The organism is Ruegeria sp. CE6, assembly GCF_056537485.1.
In genome coordinates this window covers 283,116-306,067 of record NZ_JBQFRR010000004.1, presented here as the reverse complement: position 1 = coordinate 306,067, position 22,952 = coordinate 283,116, and the positions used below count along the sequence as shown (strand labels likewise).

The window sequence follows — 22,952 nt, the reverse complement described above, 5'->3', positions numbered from 1 at the left end:
AATTGTTTATTTATTTCAATTACTTACAAGGATACAACGGTATACAATCCCGCTATCTTATTGATTCGGCTCCCATAGCTCGATGGGATTGCCTTCAGGATCGTGGATGCGGGCGAATTTCCCGACCTCGCTGTCCCACTCCGGGTTCGTCTCGACGATGATTCCGGCGATCTTTAGTTGGTCGATCAACGCGCTCAGGTCATCAACTCGAAAATTGATCATCCACTGCTGCTCGGAGCGGCCAAAATACTCGGTGTCCTGCGCAAAGGGTGCGAACACCGTATATCCTTCCCGCTGCTTCCAGGGCACAGGATCGTAGTGATTGACGCCCAAATGCTTCTCATACCAAGCACTCAACGCCTGCGGATCACGGGCCCGAAAGAATATCCCGCCAATTCCATTTACCTTCTGCATGGTCTGCCTCCGACTATCCCGAACACTCGCCAAGTTTAACACAGCCCGCTTGCTTCATATGGCTAAAAATCCTTGAGGGGGTTGGAGGCGAGCCCCCATCTCATCACAAAAGAAAAGGGCGCCCTCAGGCGCCCTTTTCAATCAGATTGTCCCTTCTGATCAATCGATCATGGGCAGCAGCTTGTCGAGCGAAGCCTTGGCGTCGCCATAGAACATGCGGGTGTTCTCCTTGAAGAACAGCGGGTTCTCGATACCCGAATATCCGGTGCCCTGACCACGCTTGGACACAAACACCTGCTTGGCTTTCCAGCATTCCAACACCGGCATCCCGGCGATGGGGCTGTTCGGGTCTTCCTGCGCCGCAGGGTTCACGATATCGTTCGAGCCAATCACGATCGCCACATCCGTATCCGGGAAGTCGTCGTTGATCTCGTCCATCTCAAGAACAATGTCATACGGTACCTTCGCCTCGGCCAGCAGCACGTTCATGTGGCCCGGCAGACGACCGGCAACGGGGTGGATCGCAAAGCGCACGTTCTTGCCCTTGGCGCGCAGCTTGCGAACCAGCTCGGACACCGATTGCTGCGCCTGCGCCACGGCCATGCCATAGCCGGGAATGATGACGATACTATCTGCATCATTCAGCGCCGCCGCGACACCATCTGCCTCGATGGCGATCTGTTCACCCTCAACAGCCATCTGTTCGCCCTGCGGGCCACCAAAGCCGCCCAGAATTACGCTGACAAAGTGACGGTTCATCGCCTTACACATGATGTAGGACAGGATTGCACCAGACGAGCCCACCAATGCACCAACCACGATCAGCAGGTCGTTGCCTAGCGAGAAGCCGATGGCCGCAGCCGCCCAACCCGAATAGCTGTTCAGCATCGATACAACCACCGGCATGTCGGCCCCGCCGATGCCCATGATCAGGTGATAGCCGATGAACAGCGCTGCCAGCGTCATCAGGAACAGCGGGAAGAAACCGCCCGAATTGGTGTACCAGATCAGGCAGATGAACGACAAAGCAGCCGCACCCGCGTTCAGAGCATGACCGCCCGGAAGCTTGGTCGCCGCCGAGGTCACCTTGCCCGCCAACTTGCCATAAGCCACGACCGATCCAGTAAAGGTGATCGCACCGATGAAGATACCGAGGAACAGCTCAACATGCAGGATCGCCAGTTCGGCCGCGGTCTTCTTGGCGATCAGCTTGGCGAACGCCCCCAGATCGGACAGGTCCGCCTGAGACGCGCTGTCAGCAATCGCCATGACTTGCGCCACATTGCCGATCTCGAAATGGGCATTGAATCCCACGAACACAGCCGCGAGACCCACCAGCGAATGCATCGCGGCCACAAGCTGCGGCATCTCGGTCATCTGCACGCGTTGCGCCACGTACTGACCGATCAGACCACCGCCCGCGATCAGCAGCAACGACAGCAGCCACAAGCCTGAACCCGGACCAACCAGCGTGGCAAAAACCGCCAGCGCCATACCAACAATGCCATACCAGACCGCCCGCTTGGCGCTTTCCTGGTTCGACAATCCACCCAGAGACAGGATGAAAAGGACAGCCGCAACGACATAGGCGGCAGTAGTGAAGCCAAATTCCATGTGCCCGGCCTCCTTAAGATTTCTGGAACATGGCGAGCATGCGCCGGGTTACGAGGAAGCCGCCGAAGATGTTGATTCCGGCCATGAAGACTGACAGCGCCGCCAGCAGAATGACCAGGAACGACCCCGATCCGATCTGCATCAAGGCTCCAACGATAATGATCGACGAGATCGCGTTGGTGATCGCCATCAGTGGTGTGTGCAAGCTATGGCTGACATTCCAGATCACCTGGAAGCCCACAAAGATCGCCAGCACAAAGACGATGAAATGCTGCATGAAGCTGGCCGGAGCGATCAACCCCACCAGCAACATCAACGCACCGCCGACGCCCAGCAACGTGAACTGTTGCTTGGTCTGCGCTTTGAAGGCCGCGATTTCCTGCGCCCTTTTCTCTTCTGGTGTCAGTTCCTTGACCTCGGCCTTAGGCTGTGCCGCAATCGCCTGCACCTTGGGCGGAGGTGGCGGGAAGGTGATCTCGCCCTCATGGGTCACGGTCGCGCCACGGATCACGTCATCTTCCATGTCGTGATTGACCTTGCCGTCCTTCTCGGGTGTCAGGTCAGCCATCATGTGACGGATATTGGTCGCGTACAGAGACGATGACTGCGCCGCCATCCGGCTGGGGAAGTCGGTATAGCCGATAATGGTCACGCCATTGTCGGTCACGATCTTCTCATCCGGCACCGTCAGTTTACAGTTACCGCCCTTTTCCGCTGCAAGGTCAACGATGACCGAACCCGGCTTCATGCTCTCGACCATATCTTTGGTCCAAAGCTCAGGTGCCTCACGGTTGGGGATCAGCGCCGTGGTAATGACGATGTCCATCTCGGGTGCCAGTTCCCGGAACTTGGCAAGCTGGGCGTTGCGGAATTCTTCCGACTGGACCGATGCGTAGCCGCCAGTCGATGCACCGTCCTGCTGTTCTTCTTCAAAATCCAGATAGACGAACTCAGCCCCCATGGATTCGACCTGCTCGGCCACTTCGGGGCGCACGTCGAACGCATAGGTGATCGCACCCAGCGAGGTTGAGGTCCCAATCGCGGCCAGACCAGCCACACCAGCACCAACGATCAGCACCTTGGCAGGCGGCACCTTACCGGCCGCCGTCACCTGACCGGTGAAGAAACGGCCAAAGTTGTTGCCTGCCTCGATCACAGCACGGTACCCGGCGATATTGGCCATCGAAGACAGCGCGTCCATCTTCTGCGCGCGCGAGATACGCGGGACCATCTCCATCGCGATCACGGTCGCGCCCTTGGATTTGGCGGCCTCCATCCCATCTTCATTCCCAGCCGGGTTAAAGAAGGAAATCAGGGTCTTATCCTTGGTCAGACGCTTCAGTTCGGTGGCATCGGGCTGACGCACCTTGGCAATAATATCCGCCGCCTTCCAAAGCGAGGCGGCGGTCTTCATGACCTCAACGCCTGCGGCTTCATAAGCGGCGTCCGAAAACCCCGCAGCAGCGCCTGCGCCCTTTTCGATCAGGCACTCATAGCCCAGTTTCTGCAACTGCACAGCCGAGTCCGGAGTCATCGCGACCCGGTTCTCGCCCTTGTACGTTTCCTTTGGCGTCCCAATTTTCACCAGTCGGTTCCCCCTAATTTTTGATTCAGGCCAGGTGGGTGTTCAGCATAGAATGACAAGCAGACATGTATCCTGCGCAAGATTATTTCGCAAGCGCAGCAATTATGACGCTGTGTCATGATGACCACACCCTTATATCCATCGTCTGGTCTTGCGTTCATACCGGGCGAAATCGGCGCGGAATGTGCGGCGCAGACGGTCTTCCTCGGGTATGATAAAGCGGCGTTCCAGCACCCAGACAAAAACCGGGATCAGCACCAGCGACAACACCGCGTCAAAACGCAGGATCAGCCCGGTCAGGATTAGCACATCGCCCACATAGATAGGATTGCGGCTGCGCTTATAAATCCCGGTCTGCACCATGGTCGAGGGTGTTTCGTGCGGAAAGACCGTGGTTTTGTGCCGGCGGAACTCAATCACCGCCATCACGGCCAGAATGATACCGCCACCGATCAGTATGCCGCTGAGCAGATCTGTCACCGCTCCATCCAGAGACAACCCCAGCGGCAACACGCGCGCCTGGACCCAGGCGAGCAAGGCAAAGCCCACAAGCCAAACAGGTGGTATGTCGATCAGGCGCATGGCTGTCCCTTCACGCGGCGACACATGGTGGCAGATGTCGCTTCTGATCGCTCTCCTATCGTTTTCTGACCGCATTGGCAAAAGCGCAGGGTGTCGCATCGACCCAGGGCGCTGGACAACCCGCACCAATAGACAGACACAACGGGATCAGATAGCCAGTTACAACCTGACTGTTTCAGAAAGACAAAGCCTCGCCATGACCGATTTCGCCAAAACCAAATCCATGTTTCACCTGCCCGAGGGCATTCTTTATCTCGACGGTAACTCTCTGGGCCCGTTGCCGAAATCAGCCGGTGACCGTGTAGGAAGCATGATGAAGGACGAATGGGGTCAGTTGCTGATCACCGGCTGGAACAAAGCCGGGTGGATGGGTATGCCGACCGGCCTGGGGGATCGGATCGGACGGCTGATCGGGGCAGAGCCCGGCAGCGTCGTGGTGGGCGATACTCTGTCGATCAAGGTTTATCAGGCGGTCGCCTCAGCGCTGGAACTGAACCCGACCCGCAAGGTCGTCCTGTCGGACAACGGCAACTTCCCGTCGGATCTTTACATGGCAGATGGGCTGTTGCGATCACTGGGGACGGATTATGAACTGCGCGTGGTCGATCCCGAAAACGTCGCTGCACATATCACCGAAGAGGTCGCCGTTCTGATGCTGACCGAGGTCGATTATCGTTCCGGCCGTATGCATGACATGAAGGCTTTGACCGAACTGGCCCACGCGAACGGTGTCGTGACCGTCTGGGACCTTGCCCATTCTGCGGGGGCAATCCCGGTCGATCTGTCCGGTTGCAACGCGGATTTCGCTGTTGGCTGCACGTATAAGTACCTCAATGGCGGTCCCGGTGCGCCAGCGTTCGTCTATGTCGCTCCGCGTCTGTCGGATCGCGTGCGCCCGGCGCTTTCGGGCTGGTTGGGGCATGAAGCCCCCTTTGCCTTCGATCTCGACTATCGCCCCGGCGCGGGAATAGAGAGGATGCGGGTCGGAACCCCTCCGGTCATTCAGATGGCAGCGCTGTCGGCAGCGATGGATATCTGGGACATGGCTAAAATGGCCGATGTGCGCGCCAAGTCAATCGAATTGACCGAATTGTTCATAACCCGGGTTGAGGCTACCTGCCCGGGATTGACACTCGCAAGCCCCCGCGATCCAGCCCAGCGCGGAAGTCAAGTATCGTTTCATTTTGATGAAGGATACGCTGCCATGCAGGCTTTGATCGCGCGTGGCGTGATCGGCGATTTCCGAGCGCCCGATATCATGCGGTTTGGCTTCACACCGCTATATGTCGATGAAGGGGATGTAGAACAGGCCGCCCAAATTCTGGCCGATATCATAACCAACAAGCTGTGGGACAAACCGGAATACAAAATCCGTCAGCGCGTCACCTGACCTCAAGCGCCGCGCCCAAAAGCGTGGCCAATTGCGAAATGCCTTGTTCGAACTCTTCAGCGCTGGAGGCCGTCATCTTGACGCCCTTCAGCGATGTGGTGATTGTCTTTGCGGCCTCATCCGGGCCGACAGGCAAATGCGCGCGACCTGCCGCATCCTCGCGCCGTAACCATTCGGCGTAAAGTTGCGTCAATTTGGCCTCACCCTCCTGAACGATATCCGTCGACATGGATTTGGTCGCGTCCAGCATTTCAAGCCCATGAGGTGAGGCCAAAATTTCAGCCATCCCGTTTGATTGCGCCTCGATCGCCTGAGCGAGGATCTGAGGCAAAGGACCTTCGCTGGCCAAGGCTTCAGCGACTAGGGTAACTTTCTCGCCATAATAAAACTGCGTCAGTTCGCGAACGATGGCCTCTTTATTCTTGAAATGCAGATAGACCGCAGGCCGGGACATCCCTGCCCCTTTGGCAATGTCATCCATCGAAGTTTTCTTAAACCCATAGGTCGCAAAGGCCTGAAATGCCGATTTCAGAATGGCCGCTGTCTTGGAATCTTCACTTACACTCGTCATGCGAGAACCTCTGACACTTCTTGTTCATTTTGTCAATTGACAAGCTGACACTTTTCATTAATTATGTCAGAAACCAGCCAAAGCTAAGAGAGGTGCGCCATGGCGACGGCCCTTAAGATCAACGGAAAGACCCATCAGGTTGATCTGCCTGATGATGTGCCCTTGTTATGGGTTCTGCGTGATGAGGTTGGACTAACCGGTACCAAGTTCGGCTGTGGTGTGGCTGCCTGCGGTGCCTGCACCGTTCATATTGATGGTGAGGCCGTGCGGTCCTGCCAGGTAGCGCTCTCGGATGTTTGGGGTGATGTCACCACGATCGAGGGGCTTGGCACGCCTGACGCCATGGCAACGATCCAGAAGGCCTGGGTTGACCACCAAGTGGCCCAATGTGGTTACTGCCAGTCGGGCCAGATCATGCAGGCCGCATCGCTACTGGCTGAAAACCCGGCCCCAACGGACGCAGACATCGACGATGCGATGCAAGGCAACCTTTGCCGCTGTGGCACCTATCCTCGCATCCGCGCGGCCATCCATGATGCCGCTGCCAAGTTGAAGGAGGCTTGAGCCATGGGACGTATCGGTAAAATCGTTCGCCGCACATTCCTGATCGGATCTGCCGCCATCGTAGGTGGAGTGGCCTTCGGTGCCTACTACGTCACGCGTCCAGCTGCGAACCCGCTGAAACCGCGTGACGGGGAAACCGCGCTTAGCCCCTTTGTTCTGATCGACCAGCAGGGCGTGACCCTGTTCGCCCCCCGCGCTGAAATGGGTCAGGGCGTTATGACCACCTGGGCAGCACTGATCGCCGAGGAGCTGGATGTTGAGCTGGACGAAATCCGTGTGCTGCACGGACCTGCTGCTGCCGCCTATTACAACCATGCTCTTATGGGGGAAAGCCTGCCAGGCAAGGGCTATGACATCTCGGATTTCCAGCACAATCTGGGTGAGGCACTGGGTGTTCTGGGCAAAACGTTAAGCCTGCAGGTTACCGGCGGCTCAACCTCGATGAAAGACGGGTTCGAACGGATGCGGATGGCCGGCGCTACTGCGCGAGAAACCTTGAAGCAGGCTGCCGCGGACCAACTGGGGGTCGATCGCGATCAACTCATGACCGAAAATGGTGCTGTGGTTGCCCCGGATGGCACGCGCATTCCCTATAGCGAACTGGCCGAGGCCGCAGGCCAGATCGAACCGCCCGAGGTTTCCCTGCGTGATCCGTCCGAATGGCGTTTGATCGGCAAATCCCTGCCCCGCGTCGACATTCCGGGCAAATCCACCGGCACCGCCACCTTTGGCATCGATGTAAGGCCAGAGGGCCTGAAATTCGCCTCGGTCCGCATGAACCCCAAGCTGGGCGGGGCAATGAACGGCTTTGACGCCAGTGCTGCAGAAGCCATGCCCGGCGTTGAAAAGATCGTCGATCTGGGCACGGGCGTCGCGGTGATTGCCAACAACACTTGGCTTGCCATGCAGGCGGTCGAGGCGATTGACGTGGATTGGGGCGATGCCCCCTATCCGCCCGATACTGATGCGGTATTCGCGCAAATTGCCAAAGCGTTTGATGACGCCCCGAACTCGACCATGCGCGATGAAGGCGATGTCGAAACGCTTCCTGAAGGTGCCACCGAGATTACGGCAGAATATACCGTGCCCTATCTGGCCCACGCCACAATGGAACCGATGAACGCCACGGCGCTCTATACCAGTAACAAGCTGGACCTGTGGTGCGGCAATCAGGCCCCGACCCTGATCCAGATCCGCGCAGCCAACACCGCCGGTCTAGATACCGAAGCGGTTGAGATTCACACCACCTATCTGGGCGGCGGTTTCGGCCGCCGGGGCGAGTTGGATTTCGGCGAGATCGCCACAAAGGTCGCCATGGCCATTCCAGGCACCCCTGTGCAAACGACGTGGAGCCGCGAAGAGGATATGCGTCACGATTTCTACCGCCCCGGCGCGATGGCGCGCATGCGAGGGGCAGTGAAGGATGGCAAGGCCGTTCTGATCGACGGCAAGGTCGCCTCGCAATCGCCGACCCATCAGGCGGTTGAACGTGTTACGGGTTTCTCAGGCGGTGGCCCCGACAAGGTTCTGGTTGAGGGATTTTTTAACCAGCCCTACGCGGTGCCCAACTACCGCATGAGCGGTCATGTCGCCGATCTGTCCGTGCCGGTGGGCTTCTGGCGCTCGGTCGGCAACAGCCATAATGCCTTCTTCCACGAGACCTTCCTGGATGAAATGGCCCATGCCGCCGGGCGCGACCCGCTGGAGTTCCGGCTGGAGTTGGCAAGGTCCGAGTTCGCCCCGGCTGCGAGGTGCCTGGAGGCCGTGAAAGAGATGTCAGGCTGGACCGGCAAAACCCCCGATGGTGTCGGACGTGGCGTGGCAATGGCCTACAGCTTTGGCACTCTGGTCGCACAGGTGATCGAAGTGGTTGACGATGACGGCACCATCCGCATCAACAAGGCCTGGATCGCCTGCGATGTCGGCTTGGCTTTGGATCCGGCGACAGTCGAAGCGCAGATGATCGGCGGCATGATCTACGGATTGTCTGCCGCCGCTCAAGAAGAGATCACCTTTGCCGATGGCGAGGTCGAACAGTATAATTTCCCGGATTATGATGCGTTACGGATGCAAAGCACACCGATCACGGAAGTCCGGATACTCGAGACCAACAAACATCTGGGCGGTGTCGGTGAACCGGGAACACCGCCGTCGATGCCCGCTTTGGGCAACGCGCTGTTCGACCTGACCGGCCAACGCACGCGCAGCTTGCCGCTGAACAAGCAGTTCGACTTGCTCGTATGATCAATTTGCGCCGACCCGGCTCTGGGTCGGCGCTCGCTCTTCCTGATGGCCTTAGAAGTTGACAGAGAGAAAGATTGCAGCTTCCGTCGCTTCAAAATCACTTTCGAACATGTCGAGATATCCGATTGAAGCCTCCAGAAACACCGTCTTGCTTGTGCGTCCTCTCACACCCAAACGGGTTGACCAAACAACATCATTGTCAGTGTTTGCAACTGTTCCACCCCCTAAGTTCTCGCGTTCAAACCAATAGGTCGCGCTGAGCGATGCATAAGGTGAGATGACGGAGCTGCCATTGAAGAACGGACGACTTACTTCGACCTCGGGCGTTAGGGCACTGTATTTTGCTTCTTGGATTTCACCAATAAACTCGGCTGGATTTCCCAGATACGTCCCGGTGAGATCGTAATCCTCGGCACTGTAATTATAGTAATCAAACGAGATCGACGGACGAATTAAGTAAGCTCCAGCCTCATATTGTCCGATTGCCTCGAGATTCGCGCGCCAACGGGTGCGATCAAAATCACCGCTCAGCTCCAGCACATCCACATCCGTGGAGAAGCGACCGACCGTGGCGAGACCGTTTAGAACCCACCTCTCAGACATCCGCCAGGCGAAATAGGGTCCGATCGCGAATCCCGAAGTATCCTGAGAAAACTGCCCCTGAAAGCCGTCCAGCTGGGTGTTTTCGTATTCAAGCTGCAAACCAAGCACGAGGTTTTCTTGGACAAGACGGTCGATTCCAATTTCGAAAAAGCTGTCGTTCACATCCAGTTCGCTGTTTCCACGGGTGTCTTCAATGTCTGTGTAGGTGAAATTGGTCCATACATTCCAAACAGATTCTGGCCCAAACTCGCGCCCCTCCGTCAGCGGAGGGCCGACAACCGGATCGCACAAGGCAGGGTCAAGCTTACCCGTCGCATCCGCCACGCAGGCTTGATCATCGCCCGAAGGTCGCCCACTTACGTAGAGCGGATTAACGGGTCGACCTGTCTCGCCTATGTTGCCAATTCCACCGCCCGACCCTCCGGAACCGCCACCAGAGCCACCACCAGAACCGCCACCAGAGCCACCACCGGATCCGCCACCAGAGCCACCACCGGATCCGCCCGAGCCGCCGCCACCGCCGAAGCCACCACCGGAACCGCCGCCTCCAAAGCCGCCCCCGCCTCCGAATCCGCCACCTGATCCACCCGAGCCGCCGCCCCCAGAGCCACCGCCAGAGCCACCGCCGGATCCACCCGAGCCGCCTCCGTTTCCTCCCCCGCCGCCACCATTGCCACCACCCCAACCCGGCAGCGTCCAATCTCTTTTTTGGTTTTGCGTATCGATCAGACAGTCGCGCCCATTTGGTGCCCCTCCGCGTTTGAACAGACGATGAACGCCCCCTGATCCATTAGATACGAAGGGAGACAAGCTTAGATGAACTCCGGGCCGAGATCGGCTCCAGGTATCAACGGTCGTGTTGCCCTGTGCAGCTTCCAGACGAAAAGCACCGCTTTCCGTCTGCGATAACCACAATGAGGATGAAGAGTCAGGTGTTCGCCCGATGTAAAGCAGGTCTCCGGCCGAGCTGCATTGTTGCGCATGCCCAGCAGTTCCCAGGACCGCCAAAAAAAGTGCCGCAGGAACGAATTCTCTTAAACCGCGAGGGTACTTTCCTGAAAAGCTGTGCATGAACTGCTCCGAACCCAGTCAGATTTGAATATGGCCAAGGGTATCTCGGCGCAAATTCGCGGTTCAGGGAAGATATCCAATTATCTTTTTATTCGAATGTTGCCGGCAAACCTTAGAACGATCCATCGACAGATTAGCGTGACTAAGCAGACTGCCGGATCGCCCCGACCGTTTTCGCGTTTTTCCAATCGTATACGGCGCGACCAAATTCCTTGAACAATGGCCGCGAAACAGGGTCATTCGCCGCGTCCCATTCAGGGTGCCATTGGACCGAAAGGGTAAAGCCGGGGGCATCCTCGACATAGATCGCCTCGGGCGTGCCATCAGGCGCGTGGCCATCGATCACCACATTCTCGCCCAGCGTCTTGATCCCTTGTCCGTGTAACGTATTGGTCATCACTTCGGCCGCGCCCAGCAGGCGGTGGAACACACCACCTTCGGTTAGCGACACGACATGGCGCAGAGCAAACTTCTCCTCCAAAGTGCCGTCGGGTGGCATCCGGTGGTTCTGACGCCCCGGGAGGTCACGAATCTCAGGGTAGAGCGTACCACCCAAGGCGACGTTTACTTCTTGAAACCCGCGACAAATCCCAAAGAACGGCTGACCCCGCTCGGCACAGGCCCGGATCAGAGGCAGCGTGATTGCATCCCGCGCGCGGTCAAACTCACCATGCGCCTCGGTTGCGGGCTCGCCATATTCTTCGGGGTGAACGTTCGGACGGCCGCCGGTCAGCAGGAAGCCGTCGCAAACCTCGAGCAACTCATCAACCGCTACATAACGCGGGTCGGCGGGGATCAGTAGCGGCAGACAGTCAGACACGTTCGAGACCGCCTCGGAATTCATCGTTCCGCCCGCATGGGTCGGATACTGATCATTCATCAGATAAGAGTTGCCGATTATTCCAACGACGGGGCGCGCCATTCCAAGTCCCTTGTATCGCTCATTTCCTGCAAAACCTATCGGCAGGTTTGGCCGCGCGCAACGGCACAGACCCTGCATGGTAGCGCAAGCGCGTGTTCAGCGACGCACATCCCTGATGAAGTTCGATAAAGGGGTCAGATCTCGCCCGTCAACCCAGCGGCTTCGATACCTGCCAACGCGGCCGCTGCGTCATTATCCGAAGTGTCGCCGGTTACACCTACGGCACCAACCACCGCACCCTTGCGGTCACGCAGCAGCACACCGCCAGGAACCGGAACAACCTGACCGCCATAAACCCCGTTCACGGCCGCCATGAAATAGGCCTGCCCTTCGGCCCGCTGCATCTGCGCGGTCCCCGCCATACCTAGCATTACCGATCCGTAAGCCTTGCCATGTGCGATTGCAAAACGCCCCGGCGCGGCGCCATCTTCGCGTTCGAACGAGATCACGTGGCCTCCGGCGTCCAGGACAACAACCGAGAGCGGTTTCAGCTCCATCTCGCGCCCTTTTTCCAGAGCTTTACGAATGATGGTCCGCGCTTTGCGCAATGAAATGTTCATGCCCGATCCTTTTCATCTGGCCAAAAATACCTTCGGGGGAGCACGAGGGGGCAGACAGCCCCCTCGTTCCTGCCCTTGCCCCTAGCTCAAACTTGCCTTCAGTTCCAGGCGACGGGCGTGCAGCACAGGCTCGGTATAACCCGAGGGCTGCACCCGCCCCCGGAACACCAGATCACAAGCCGCCTGAAACGCCACCCCGTCAAAACCCGGTGCCATGGGCCTGTAGGCCGGGTCTCCTTCGTTCTGACGGTCCACTACCGCGGCCATTTTCTGCATCGCCGCCATCACCTGTTCCTGACTGACCACATCGTGATGCAACCAGTTGGCCAGCGCCTGCGAAGAAATCCGACAGGTTGCGCGGTCCTCCATCAGTCCTATGTCGTTGATATCCGGAACTTTCGAGCAGCCAACACCCTGATCAATCCAGCGCACAACATAACCCAAGATTCCTTGTGCGTTGTTTTCGATCTCACGGGTGATCTCACCAGCGCTGAGATTACGCCCGCCCAGCAGAGGTATGGTCAGCAGATCATTCAACGTACCCCGAGCCCCGCCAGCGGCCAATTCATCCTGGCGCGCCAACACATCGATCTTGTGATAGTGGGTTGCATGAAGCGTTGCCGCAGTAGGTGACGGCACCCAGGCGCAGGTTGCACCGGTTTGCGGGTGGCCGATCTTGGTCGCCAGCATGTCCGCCATCCGATCGGGCATGGCCCACATACCCTTGCCAATTTGCGCTCTGCCTTTCAGGCCGCAGACCAGTCCGATATCCACATTGCGATCCTCGTAAGACGCAATCCATGGCGTATCCTTGATATCGCCCTTCGGCAGCATCGGGCCTGCTTCCATAGAAGTATGAATCTCATCCCCCGTCCGATCCAGGAATCCGGTATTGATAAAGGCGACGCGCGATTTTGCGGCCCGAATGCATTCCTTGAGGTTGGCCGATGTGCGCCGCTCTTCATCCATAATGCCCAGCTTCACCGTATTGCGCGGCAGGCCCAGGATATCCTCGACCATGTCGAAAATCTCGACCGAAAACGCCACTTCCTCGGGCCCGTGCATCTTGGGTTTGACCACATAGACAGACCCCCTGACCGAGTTCCCGCCCTCGCGCTTCAGGTCATGCATGGCGATCAGCGTTGTGCAGAGCGCGTCCATCAAACCTTCACCAATCTCGCGCCCTTCGGCATCCAGCACTGCGGGGTTCGTCATTAGATGGCCCACATTTCGCACCAGCATCAGCGACCGACCTTTCAGGCTGGCTGGCGTGCCATTCGGAGCCCTGTAGGCCAAATCCCCAGCAAGTTTGCGCGTGAAGGTTGTGCCGCCTTTCGTAACCTCTTCGGTCAGGTTTCCGTCCATCAGGCCAAGCCAGTTTCCATAGGCCAACACCTTGTCGGTCGCGTCGACACAAGCAACAGAATCCTCGCAATCCATGATGGTCGAAAGCGCGGATTCCAAACGGACATCAGAAATACCTGCAGGATCGGTGGCACCAATTGTGCTATGCGCATCAATCCTGACTTGAATGTGCAACCCGTTGTTGCTCAGCAATACAAACTCCGGTGCTTCAGCTGCGCCAGCGTAGCCTGCGAACTGAGACGGGTCGGCGAGCTTCGGTATCAGCGCACCGTCCCTAACGCTTAACCCGGAGACCTCCGCCCAGGACCCTTCGGATAGCGGCACAGCCTCATCCAGGAACGCCTTGGCCCAGGCGATGACCCGCGCACCGCGCCCGGCGTCATAAGCCTTGCCTGTCGGCAGATCGCCTAACGCATCTGTTCCATAAAGCGCATCATATAAACTGCCCCAGCGCGCATTTGCGGCATTCAACGCAAAGCGCGCGTTGGTGATCGGCACTACCAATTGCGGTCCGGGGATTAGCGCGATTTCAGGGTCGACACTGGCTGTCTCGATCTCGAAATCGTCGCCTTCCTCTACCAGATACCCAATCTCACGCAGAAAAGACTGATATTCAGCCGCGTCAATGGGCAACCCCCGCCGCGCCGCGTGCCAGCCATCGATCCGGCCCTGAATGTCAGCCCGCTTGTCCAGCAGCGCCCGGTTTTTCGGCCCAAGTTCATTGGCCAAGCGCGCCAGACCCGCCCAGAAATCAATTGCCGAAACTTCCGTGCCCGGCAGCGCCTTCTGTTCGATGAAATCCACCAGAACCGGGTCAATCTGCAGCCCGTTGCGGGTCTCTCTGCTGCTCATATTCCGAATCCCCTACGATTGTGTGCCATTGTATGCGCTCCTCAATTAGGGCGTTCGTTTCCGATAGGCAACTTCTGTCCCGACATGAGGGGCATTTGACCCAGCGCGAACCGTCTCAAATGAACAGCGGCAATGGCACATCGGTTGCAGCGTCCGCGCGAAGCCCATAACGTCGCGCCAGATTCCCAGTCGATGAGGCCCCCGATGCGCGACGCCGCCCCCACAACGATTTATCTGAAAGACTACACTCCGTTCGGGTTTCTAGTGGACAGCGTGCATCTGACCTTCGATCTGGCCGCACACGCCACTCGCGTCACTTCCCGCATCGCCTTCCGCCCGAACCCCGAGGCGACCGACCGCACGTTTTTTCTGCATGGCGAAGAGCTAAAGCTGATCCGTGCCGCAATTGATGGTGAAGTGATCACGCCTGAAGTGACCGCCGAAGGCCTCACCGCAACGGTGCCCGACGCGCCTTTCGTGTGGGAGGCCGTGGTCGAGATTGATCCCGGCAACAACACCGCGCTTGAGGGGCTGTATATGTCGAACGGCATGTATTGCACCCAATGCGAGGCCGAAGGGTTTCGCAAGATCACCTATTACCCCGACCGCCCGGATGTGATGTCTACCTTTACGGTGCGCATCAATGGCGACCTTCCCGTGCTGCTATCGAACGGCAACCCTTCGGGCAAAGGCGAGGGCTGGGCTGAATGGGTCGATCCATGGCCAAAACCCGCCTATCTGTTCGCGCTGGTCGCCGGAGAGCTGATCGCCCATCCCGGCCAGTTCACCACCAAATCCGGTCGCGACGTCGAACTAAATCTCTGGGTCCGCCCCGGCGATGAAGGCAAATGCGCCTTTGGCATGGAAGCCCTTAAGAAGTCAATGAAATGGGATGAGGATGTCTATGGCCGCGAATACGATCTGGACGTGTTCAACATCGTGGCCGTGGACGATTTCAACATGGGCGCAATGGAGAACAAGGGGCTGAACATCTTCAACTCCTCCGCCGTTCTTGCCAGCCCTGAAACCTCGACCGACATGAATTTCGAACGGATCGAGGCGATCATCGCACATGAGTACTTCCACAACTGGACCGGCAACCGCATCACTTGCCGTGACTGGTTCCAGCTGTGCCTGAAAGAGGGCCTGACTGTGTTCCGCGACGCGCAGTTCACTTCGGATATGCGCTCGGCTCCTGTAAAACGTATCCACGATGCCATCGACCTGCGCGCGCGGCAATTCCCCGAAGATAACGGGCCACTCTCGCATCCGGTCCGCCCCGAAAGCTTTCAGGAAATCAACAACTTCTACACCTCAACCGTCTATGAAAAAGGCGCCGAGGTGATCGGGATGCTGAAACGGCTGGTCGGGGATGAGGCCTACAGCAAAGCACTGGACCTGTACTTCGATCGCCACGACGGGCAGGCCTGCACGATCGAAGATTGGCTGAAAGTATTCGAAGACACTACGGGCCTCGACCTGACCCAGTTCAAACGTTGGTACAGCCAATCCGGTACCCCCCGTGTCTCAGTTGCCGAAGACTGGACCGATGGCACCTATACCCTGACGCTGCACCAACGGACCGAGCCGACGCCGGGACAAGAGGACAAGCAACCTCAGGTCATCCCTATCGCTGTGGGTCTGCTTGGTCCAAACGGGGACGAGATACGTGCGACCGAAGTGCTGGAACTGACCGAAGCCGAGCAGAGTTTTACCTTTACCGGTCTCACGGCCAAACCTGTGCCCTCGATCCTGCGTGATTTCTCGGCCCCTGTGATCCTTGAACATGAGATCAGCAATGCCGAACGCGCCTTCCTTCTGGCTCATGACACCGACCCGTTCAACCGCTGGCAGGCAGGGCGGTCGCTAGCCGAGGAAACCCTGCTGCGCATGATCACCGATGAGGCAACGCCTGATACCGACTATCTTGACGGCTTGCTGGCAGTGCTACGGAATGAGGCGCTGGACCCGGCCTACCGGGCACTGATGCTGGGTCTGCCGACGCAATCGGAACTGGCCGCAACACTATTTGACAAGGGCATCACCCCCGACCCGATGGCGATCTGGCGAGCGGTGGAGACTTTGCGTCAAGCCACGGCGCAACACGTTCAAGACCTGCTCCCCCGTCTGAACAGTGAAACGCTGGTGGACGCGCCTTATCAGCCGGACGCTGATCAATCAGGCAAACGCGCCTTGGGCAGCGCGGCGCTTGCGCTGACCTCGAGACTGGATGGAGGTGCCAAGGCCGCAGAGCAATATGCACGTGCTGACAACATGACCCTGCAGTTGGCCGCGTTGTCTTGTCTGCTACGCGCGGGCAAAGGCGAACGTGAGCTGGCCGCCTTCTATGATCAATGGCAGCATGACCGGCTGGTCATGGATAAGTGGTTCGCCATGCAGGTCTTGATGACCGGACCGGAAAAATCGGTTGAGACCGCGCACAAGTTGACCGAGCATGCTGATTTCAATTGGAAAAACCCAAATCGTTTCCGCGCCTTGATGGGATCCCTAGCAGGCAACCACGCAGGCTTCCACCAAGCGAACGGAGCAGGTTACGCGCTGCTGGCAGACTGGTTGATCCGACTTGATCCAGTAAACCCGCAGACCACCGCCAGGATGTGCAGCGTGTTCCAAACTTGGAAACGCTATGACGCCGACCGTCAGGCCTTAATACTTGCACAACTGAATCGCATTGCCGACACGCCGAACCTGTCTCGGGACACGACCGAAATGGTCACGCGCATCTTGGGCGCATGACCGCGTTTACGTTCACTCGACAGAACCGAAATCAGCGAACGGTTCTGATCCTGATCGGCGTTTACGCGATGTTGATCGCTTTGATGATCCTGCTGAACGCGGTCTGGTGGCTGATGGCGCTTCTGGCCCTGACTACCCTGCCCGCGCTGTGGGATGTCATCAAGGACACCAGCGCAGGTATGGAGCTGACCGATGAAACCCTGCGTTGGCACACCGGCCAACGTCAGGGACAACTCAAGCTGTCCGAGGTGGATCGATTCCGGTTTGACACGCGGTGGGATTTCTCGGTGCGCGTCTCAGCGGTTCTGAAATCCGACAAACGCGTGCGTTTACCCGATGAATCACTGCCGCCACACAAGCAATTCGAAATGGTCCTGAATCAGGCGGGATTCGCGGTCGAACGACATCATTTTAGAGTTTTCTGAAACGATTCATGGAGTCTGGGCCACATTGGCACCTGAATCGCGGGTTCTCCGCGACGCAGTCTTGATTTGAGCAGATTTTTTGGCAAACTGGACGGGTTACAAGTTTGTTCCAGTTCGAGTTTTGCCATGTTTTGGTCTTTGAAGGCTTTTGCCGCCCGTATTGTCGGTTCTTCTGATCCCACCCCTACACCTCTGCCTGCGTCCGTCGCCGATGCTACTGCATGGCTTGTCGCCTCGGGGCAGTTGAACATCCCAATCGCAGAATCAGATGAAAATGATGCGATCGGGCATCAGGTGATCGAACGTGGCCGCCATCTGGCGCGGCAGGATATGTGGGCAGAACTGTCGCTGGAGATGCGCGCTGCAGATGAGGGGCGCAAGGCTACCCCTTGCGGGCAGCCGATCTCCGAGCTGTTGGCCTTTGGGGCCCGGTCCGATGTGGTTTTGGCGGCCGAGCACGCGCTGTCGGACGGCAAAGCACTGTCAGACTATGATCTGCTGGGCGGGATCTCGGAATTGGAAGGCGAGATTCAGAACCATCCCGATGATCCGATGATCACGCTTGTGGTTGCCTTGGCCCATATCGATTTGGCGTGGGCCTGGCGCGGGACGGCGCACCCGGACACGCTGCCGGCGCTGCACCAATCCCGTTGTGCCGCGCATTTCGACCGGGCTGCTGCGCTGCTTCCGAAATGCCGCGCTGCGCTGCCCGACAGTCCGGCGATTGCTGCAGCGGATTGCGCCTTGCTGGCAGGACACATTGATCCGCGCACCCGCGTTGCTGATAAATACGAGGCCCTGATCACGCTGGATCCCCAGAACCATCGCCACATGCGCGCGATGGGCAGCCACCTGCTGCCACGCTGGTTCGGCAGCTATGAACAACTTGAAGTGCAAGCCTTGCGCAACGCCGCACGGACCCAGAAAAATTGGGGTGCGGGTGGGTATACCTGGGTGCAATTCGACGCCATCGCGCTGGATGACGAGGCCTGCGCGCGGGTAGATGTCGAATACTTCCTTGAAGGTTTGCGCGATATCGTTGCACGTCGTCCGGATCAGCAGACAATCAACCTGCTGGCGGCCTATTGCTCGGTCACATTGCAGAACAGAATGGGCCAGAACCCGCGCGCCGATATCGCCCGCAAACAGATTTGCGAGGCCGCAAACTGGCTGATCCGCGATCACATGACCGAACTGCATCCGCTGATCTGGGCCCACGCGGCAAACGGGTTCAACAACAGCCTTCGCGTCAACTCGGCCGAGCGTTTTGCCGCCCGTGGCCGCCGCGATGCGCTGAAGGCAATCGCCAATCTGTTGCGGGATGAGTTGCGCAGTGGGCAGAGTGTGACCTTTACACCGTCGGGGCTGCAGTTCTCGGGGAACTAAAGCGCCATTGCCCCTTGCCCCTTTGGCGCGCCGGGCCTAATACGCAGGCTTAGACTTCTGCGGAAATGAGGCGCGCCATGCTCGACCTGACATACGAAATGCCCAAACCCAAAACCATTGCCGGGGCCAAGCACGATTGGGAACTGGTGATCGGGATGGAGGTGCACGCTCAGGTCTCATCCAATGCCAAGCTGTTCTCGGGTGCATCAACCCAATTCGGGGCCGAGCCGAATTCGAACGTGGCCTTCGTGGACGCCGCAATGCCGGGGATGCTGCCGGTGATCAACGAGTATTGCGTTGAACAGGCCGTGCGCACCGGGCTGGGTCTGAAAGCGGATATCAACCTGAAATCGGCCTTTGACCGCAAGAACTATTTCTATCCCGACCTGCCGCAGGGCTACCAGATTTCCCAGCTTTATCAGCCTATTGTAGGTGAAGGAGAAGTTCTGGTCGAGATGGGTGACGGCACCGCGCGCATGGTCCGCATCGAACGCATCCACATGGAGCAAGACGCGGGCAAATCGATCCACGACATGGATCCGCATATGTCCTTTGTCGACCTGAACCGGACCGGCGTCTGCCTGATGGAGATCGTTTCGCGCCCCGATATTCGCGGGCCGGAAGAGGCCGCGGCATATATCGCCAAGCTGCGTCAGATCATGCGTTACTTAGGCACCTGCGACGGCAACATGCAGAACGGCAACCTGCGGGCGGACGTAAACGTTTCGATCTGTTTGCCGGGTGCTTACGAGAAGTATCAGGAAACACAGGACTTTTCGCATCTGGGCACGCGCTGCGAGATCAAGAACATGAACTCAATGCGCTTTATCCAGCAAGCGATCGAGGTCGAAGCCCGCCGTCAGATTGCCATCGTTGAAGGCGGCGGCACGGTTGATCAGGAAACCCGTCTGTACGACCCGGACAAGGGCGAGACACGCTCGATGCGGTCCAAGGAAGAGGCGCATGATTATCGCTACTTCCCCGACCCTGACCTGCTGCCGCTGGAGATCGAACAGGCATGGGTGGATGACATCGCCGCCAATCTGCCCGAGCTGCCAGACGATAAAAAAGCTCGTTTTATCAGTGCGTTCGGCCTGACCGACTATGACGCATCGGTGCTGACCGCCGAGGTGGAATCGGCTGCTTATTTCGAAGAGGTCGCCAAGGGGCGCAGCGGCAAGCTGGCCGCGAACTGGGTCATCAACGAACTGTTTGGTCGCCTGAAAAAAGAAGACCACGACATCACCGAGTCTCCGGTGTCTCCGGCTCAGTTGGCGGGTATCATTGATCTGATTTCGTCGGATGCCATCTCGGGCAAGATCGCCAAGGATCTGTTTGAAATCGTCTATACCGAAGGCGGTGACCCGGCGCAGATCGTTGAAGACCGCGGCATGAAACAGGTGACAGATACCGGCGCGATCGAGGCCGCTTTGGACGAGATCATCTCGGCCAATCCGGCACAGGTTGAGAAGGCCAAGGTGAACCCAAAACTGGCCGGATGGTTCGTCGGACAGGTGATGAAGGCCACCGGCGGCAAGGCCAACCCGAAGGCCGTTAACGAACTGGTCAGCAAAAAGCTGGGTTCGTAAATCTTCCGAGTTGTACAAACCCCGGACAGGGGTTTATTCGACTTGTACATAACGAAAACTTAATTTCAGAGCGCTTAAATCGGGCAATCCATCGGCTTGACTCCCTGCCCGAATGCGCATTCTCATCTCGCCAAGTCAGAGAGGTGAGCATCAATGAAAAATCGTTTCGATCAGGAACTGGAAACCCGGCTGGTGCGCTATGCCGCCATCGACAGCCAGAGCGATGAGACCTCGCCATCGACCCCCAGCACCGAAATCCAGTTCGACATGCTGAACCTGCTGAAGCAAGAGCTTACCGAAATCGGTGCGCAGGATGTTGAGATGACTGGTGACAGCGTCGTAGTGGCAACCATCCCCGGTACGGCCGAAGGACCGACCATCGGGTTTCTGGCGCATGTCGACACCGCGCCTCAGTTCAATGCAACCGGCGTGAAGCCTCGGGTGATCAAAGGGTATAATGGCGGCGAGATTACTTTCCCTGATGATCCCGAGCTAGTGCTGTCGCCTGAAGAGCACCCTTATCTGGCCGAAAAGATCGGGCATGATTTGATCACTGCGTCGGGAACAACTCTGCTGGGGGCCGATGACAAAGCGGGCGTTTCGATCCTGATGACGATGGCGCGACACCTGCTTGAGAACAAGGACGTGCCGCACGGTCCGATTCGCATCGCCTTTACCCCGGATGAAGAGATCGGGCGCGGTGTTACCGAACAGCTGCCCAAAGATCTGGGCGCGGATTTCGCCTATACGCTGGACGGGCAGGAACTGGGTGAAATCGAATACGAAAGCTTCTCGGCCGACCGCGCGGTAATCAAGATCACCGGCGTGTCGATCCACCCCGGGCTAGCCAAAGACAAAATGGTAAACGCGGCACATCTGGCTGCAAAGATCGTGCAGACCCTACCTCAGGCAACGATGACGCCCGAGGTGACGGATGGGCGCCAGGGATTCATCCATGTCACCGATATGAACGGCGGCTCGTCCGAGATGGAGATAAAACTGATCCTGCGCGATTTCGAGATGGATGCGTTGGAAGCCCAGCGCGAGATCGTCCGACAAGTCTGCGCCGCCGTACAGGCCACCGAGCCGCGTGCGACCATCACCTGCGACATCTCCCATCAGTATCGCAACATGCGCTATTGGCTGGAAAATGACATGACGCCGGTTGATCTGGCCCGCGAGGCCTGCCGTGAACAAGGGATCGAGCCGGTCTCGGTGCCGATCCGGGGTGGCACCGACGGCTCGCGCCTGACCGAATTTGGCACACCGACACCTAATATCTTCACAGGCATGCAATGCATACACGGCCCGTTGGAATGGATTTCGGTTCAGGACATGGCGGTCGCAACCGAAACGTGCCTGTCGCTGGTCAGCAAGGCAGCGCGAGGCTAAAGCAACAGTGCGGGCTGAAATTCGCCAATGCGTGATCTTGGCTTTCGCCCGCCTGTCAAAATGTTAATTTGCCCCGACACGGCAATCAGGACCAGTTGATGCAGCGCTACGAATACAAAGTTGTCCCCGCTCCGCAAAAGGGCACCAAGGCGAAAGGCGTGAAAACGCCCGAAGGCCGGTTTGCCACCTCGATCGAGCAACTGCTGAACCAGATGGGACAGGACGGCTGGGAATATCAGCGCGCCGAATTGCTGCCCAGCGAAGAACGCTCGGGGCTGACCGGATCCACCACCAACTGGCGCAATGTGCTGGTATTCCGCCGGGCTCTGGCGTTGGAAAAACCTGAACAGCCCGAACCCGTCGATGAGGACGCCGCCCCAACTGCGCGCGCAGTCCCGGGACCCGAAGAGGTTTTGGTCAAAACACCTGCCGCCCCTGCCCCAATCTCGGAAGAGCCCGAGGACCCGCCCTTGTCTTTGAAACCTTCGGACGAAGTGGCGGACGACGAAGAGCGCCCCGAGCACGCGCGCCCAGCCGAGCCGTGATTAGATAACAATCGATCGAAGGATACCGCGTGAAGGGGCAAGGCACTTATACCCTGCCCCATAACAGTCATGCTTTGTCAGTTACCCCAGAGGCGAGAAACGACGCAGTAAGGGTTTTGCTGCTGAGCCAGCTGACCATGAATTTGGCACATCTGGGAAGCTAGGCGCGCAACCACCAGACAGGGCAACTACATGACCTGCGAAGCCAATATTTGCGGAGCCAAAAACGAGGGTGGGGTAAGAGGGTTTATTGCAAGGTTGTTAATTGCACGCTGATTGGCCTGCATACATCCCAACGCCTGCACCCGCTGCAGTCGCGAGTGTCTTGCCTGTACCACCGCCGAACCGATTTCCAACCACTCCCCCAAGGGCAGCGCCACCAAGGATTCCCGCAGCGCAGCGAGCGTCATGCTGTACTTGCGCTTGAGTTGGCGTCGTCGGAGCCCCGCATGCCGCCAAGAGCAGTGAGGTCGCAAGCGCACAGGTTATCAGTGCTTTGTTCATCTCGATTGCCTCTCAAA

Annotated in this window: 19 protein-coding genes; 9 read left to right on the top strand and 10 right to left on the bottom strand. The window is 58.1% G+C overall.

Annotation, left to right across the window (positions count from 1 at the left end):
• Positions 1 to 57: 57 nt before the first annotated feature.
• The 4 genes from ACR0DK_RS17640 to ACR0DK_RS17625 form a co-directional block, all read right to left on the bottom strand.
• A complete protein-coding gene (locus tag ACR0DK_RS17640; RefSeq protein WP_480737365.1) occupies positions 58 to 414 on the bottom strand; it encodes a VOC family protein in 357 nt (118 codons plus the stop codon).
• A gap of 159 nt (positions 415 to 573) precedes the next feature.
• Complete coding sequence (locus ACR0DK_RS17635; protein WP_170397117.1) at positions 574 to 2,028, bottom strand: NAD(P)(+) transhydrogenase (Re/Si-specific) subunit beta; 1,455 nt, start codon at positions 2,026 to 2,028, stop codon at positions 574 to 576.
• Between the two features lie 13 nt (positions 2,029 to 2,041).
• Positions 2,042 to 3,613 (bottom strand): Re/Si-specific NAD(P)(+) transhydrogenase subunit alpha, encoded by a 1,572-nt coding sequence (locus ACR0DK_RS17630; RefSeq protein ID WP_170397119.1) that lies wholly within the window; start codon positions 3,611 to 3,613, stop codon positions 2,042 to 2,044.
• A 132-nt stretch (positions 3,614 to 3,745) separates the two neighbouring features.
• Complete coding sequence (locus ACR0DK_RS17625; protein ID WP_170397122.1) at positions 3,746 to 4,195, bottom strand: methyltransferase family protein; 450 nt, start codon at positions 4,193 to 4,195, stop codon at positions 3,746 to 3,748.
• Between the two features lie 196 nt (positions 4,196 to 4,391).
• On the opposite strand from ACR0DK_RS17625, the gene kynU reads away from it, so the two are divergent.
• Entirely contained in the window at positions 4,392 to 5,585 is a 1,194-nt protein-coding gene (kynU, locus tag ACR0DK_RS17620; RefSeq protein ID WP_480737363.1) for a kynureninase, read from the top strand.
• Here the strand turns inward: kynU and ACR0DK_RS17615 are convergent.
• A complete protein-coding gene (locus tag ACR0DK_RS17615; RefSeq protein ID WP_170424159.1) occupies positions 5,578 to 6,156 on the bottom strand; it encodes a TetR/AcrR family transcriptional regulator in 579 nt (192 codons plus the stop codon). The genes kynU and ACR0DK_RS17615 overlap by 8 nt on opposite strands.
• Positions 6,157 to 6,255: 99 nt before the next feature.
• On the opposite strand from ACR0DK_RS17615, the gene ACR0DK_RS17610 reads away from it, so the two are divergent.
• Complete coding sequence (locus ACR0DK_RS17610; protein ID WP_480737360.1) at positions 6,256 to 6,720, top strand: (2Fe-2S)-binding protein; 465 nt, start codon at positions 6,256 to 6,258, stop codon at positions 6,718 to 6,720.
• A gap of 3 nt (positions 6,721 to 6,723) precedes the next feature.
• Entirely contained in the window at positions 6,724 to 8,964 is a 2,241-nt protein-coding gene (locus ACR0DK_RS17605; protein ID WP_480737358.1) for a xanthine dehydrogenase family protein molybdopterin-binding subunit, read from the top strand.
• A gap of 51 nt (positions 8,965 to 9,015) precedes the next feature.
• On the opposite strand, the gene ACR0DK_RS17600 is transcribed toward ACR0DK_RS17605, so the two are convergent.
• The 4 genes from ACR0DK_RS17600 to ACR0DK_RS17585 form a co-directional block, all read right to left on the bottom strand.
• Positions 9,016 to 10,377, bottom strand: a complete 1,362-nt coding sequence (locus ACR0DK_RS17600; RefSeq protein WP_480737356.1) for an autotransporter outer membrane beta-barrel domain-containing protein — start codon at positions 10,375 to 10,377, stop codon at positions 9,016 to 9,018.
• A 403-nt stretch (positions 10,378 to 10,780) separates the two neighbouring features.
• Positions 10,781 to 11,560 carry a gamma-glutamyl-gamma-aminobutyrate hydrolase family protein gene (locus ACR0DK_RS17595; RefSeq protein WP_170397133.1) on the bottom strand — a complete coding sequence of 260 codons (780 nt, stop codon included), beginning with the start codon at positions 11,558 to 11,560 and terminating at the stop codon, positions 10,781 to 10,783.
• A 134-nt stretch (positions 11,561 to 11,694) separates the two neighbouring features.
• Positions 11,695 to 12,120 carry a GlcG/HbpS family heme-binding protein gene (locus ACR0DK_RS17590; RefSeq protein WP_170466015.1) on the bottom strand — a complete coding sequence of 142 codons (426 nt, stop codon included), beginning with the start codon at positions 12,118 to 12,120 and terminating at the stop codon, positions 11,695 to 11,697.
• Positions 12,121 to 12,201: 81 nt separating this feature from the next.
• Positions 12,202 to 14,337, bottom strand: coding sequence for a malate synthase G (locus ACR0DK_RS17585; protein WP_223117755.1), 2,136 nt, complete (start codon positions 14,335 to 14,337; stop codon positions 12,202 to 12,204).
• 204 nt (positions 14,338 to 14,541) lie between these two features.
• Between ACR0DK_RS17585 and pepN the strand changes: the two genes are divergently transcribed.
• From pepN to ACR0DK_RS17555, 6 genes are all read left to right on the top strand, one after another.
• Complete coding sequence (pepN, locus tag ACR0DK_RS17580) at positions 14,542 to 17,094, top strand: aminopeptidase N (RefSeq protein ID WP_223118254.1); 2,553 nt, start codon at positions 14,542 to 14,544, stop codon at positions 17,092 to 17,094.
• Complete coding sequence (locus ACR0DK_RS17575; RefSeq protein ID WP_170397141.1) at positions 17,091 to 17,519, top strand: hypothetical protein; 429 nt, start codon at positions 17,091 to 17,093, stop codon at positions 17,517 to 17,519. The genes pepN and ACR0DK_RS17575 overlap by 4 nt, the downstream gene beginning before the upstream one ends.
• A gap of 126 nt (positions 17,520 to 17,645) precedes the next feature.
• A complete protein-coding gene (locus ACR0DK_RS17570; RefSeq protein WP_170404131.1) occupies positions 17,646 to 18,905 on the top strand; it encodes a hypothetical protein in 1,260 nt (419 codons plus the stop codon).
• Between the two features lie 77 nt (positions 18,906 to 18,982).
• The gene (gene gatB / locus ACR0DK_RS17565; protein WP_170511261.1) at positions 18,983 to 20,494 is read left to right on the top strand and encodes an Asp-tRNA(Asn)/Glu-tRNA(Gln) amidotransferase subunit GatB; all 1,512 of its coding nucleotides are present in this window, start codon (positions 18,983 to 18,985) and stop codon (positions 20,492 to 20,494) included.
• 153 nt (positions 20,495 to 20,647) lie between these two features.
• Entirely contained in the window at positions 20,648 to 21,886 is a 1,239-nt protein-coding gene (gene pepT, locus ACR0DK_RS17560; protein ID WP_170424176.1) for a peptidase T, read from the top strand.
• A 98-nt stretch (positions 21,887 to 21,984) separates the two neighbouring features.
• The gene (locus ACR0DK_RS17555) at positions 21,985 to 22,431 is read left to right on the top strand and encodes a DUF4177 domain-containing protein (RefSeq protein ID WP_480737352.1); all 447 of its coding nucleotides are present in this window, start codon (positions 21,985 to 21,987) and stop codon (positions 22,429 to 22,431) included.
• 261 nt (positions 22,432 to 22,692) lie between these two features.
• Here ACR0DK_RS17555 and ACR0DK_RS17550 read toward each other — a convergent pair whose 3' ends face one another.
• On the bottom strand, positions 22,693 to 22,935 hold the full coding sequence (locus tag ACR0DK_RS17550) for a glycine zipper 2TM domain-containing protein (RefSeq protein WP_170720688.1): 243 nt from the start codon (positions 22,933 to 22,935) through the stop codon (positions 22,693 to 22,695).
• Between the last annotated feature and the right edge of the window lie 17 nt (positions 22,936 to 22,952).

What these genes read in the sequence shown, in the direction of transcription:
- ACR0DK_RS17640 (WP_480737365.1), bottom strand. Translation starts at nt 414, where the DNA reads ATGCAGAAGGTAAATGGAATTGGCGGGATATTCTTTCGGGCCCGTGAT.
- ACR0DK_RS17635 (WP_170397117.1), bottom strand. Translation starts at nt 2,028, where the DNA reads ATGGAATTTGGCTTCACTACTGCCGCCTATGTCGTTGCGGCTGTCCTT.
- ACR0DK_RS17625 (WP_170397122.1), bottom strand. Translation starts at nt 4,195, where the DNA reads ATGCGCCTGATCGACATACCACCTGTTTGGCTTGTGGGCTTTGCCTTG.
- kynU (WP_480737363.1), top strand. Translation starts at nt 4,392, where the DNA reads ATGACCGATTTCGCCAAAACCAAATCCATGTTTCACCTGCCCGAGGGC.
- ACR0DK_RS17615 (WP_170424159.1), bottom strand. Translation starts at nt 6,156, where the DNA reads ATGACGAGTGTAAGTGAAGATTCCAAGACAGCGGCCATTCTGAAATCG.
- ACR0DK_RS17610 (WP_480737360.1), top strand. Translation starts at nt 6,256, where the DNA reads ATGGCGACGGCCCTTAAGATCAACGGAAAGACCCATCAGGTTGATCTG.
- ACR0DK_RS17605 (WP_480737358.1), top strand. Translation starts at nt 6,724, where the DNA reads ATGGGACGTATCGGTAAAATCGTTCGCCGCACATTCCTGATCGGATCT.
- ACR0DK_RS17595 (WP_170397133.1), bottom strand. Translation starts at nt 11,560, where the DNA reads ATGGCGCGCCCCGTCGTTGGAATAATCGGCAACTCTTATCTGATGAAT.
- ACR0DK_RS17590 (WP_170466015.1), bottom strand. Translation starts at nt 12,120, where the DNA reads ATGAACATTTCATTGCGCAAAGCGCGGACCATCATTCGTAAAGCTCTG.
- ACR0DK_RS17585 (WP_223117755.1), bottom strand. Translation starts at nt 14,337, where the DNA reads ATGAGCAGCAGAGAGACCCGCAACGGGCTGCAGATTGACCCGGTTCTG.
- pepN (WP_223118254.1), top strand. Translation starts at nt 14,542, where the DNA reads ATGCGCGACGCCGCCCCCACAACGATTTATCTGAAAGACTACACTCCG.
- ACR0DK_RS17575 (WP_170397141.1), top strand. Translation starts at nt 17,091, where the DNA reads ATGACCGCGTTTACGTTCACTCGACAGAACCGAAATCAGCGAACGGTT.
- ACR0DK_RS17570 (WP_170404131.1), top strand. Translation starts at nt 17,646, where the DNA reads ATGTTTTGGTCTTTGAAGGCTTTTGCCGCCCGTATTGTCGGTTCTTCT.
- gatB (WP_170511261.1), top strand. Translation starts at nt 18,983, where the DNA reads ATGCTCGACCTGACATACGAAATGCCCAAACCCAAAACCATTGCCGGG.
- pepT (WP_170424176.1), top strand. Translation starts at nt 20,648, where the DNA reads ATGAAAAATCGTTTCGATCAGGAACTGGAAACCCGGCTGGTGCGCTAT.
- ACR0DK_RS17555 (WP_480737352.1), top strand. Translation starts at nt 21,985, where the DNA reads ATGCAGCGCTACGAATACAAAGTTGTCCCCGCTCCGCAAAAGGGCACC.
- ACR0DK_RS17550 (WP_170720688.1), bottom strand. Translation starts at nt 22,935, where the DNA reads ATGAACAAAGCACTGATAACCTGTGCGCTTGCGACCTCACTGCTCTTG.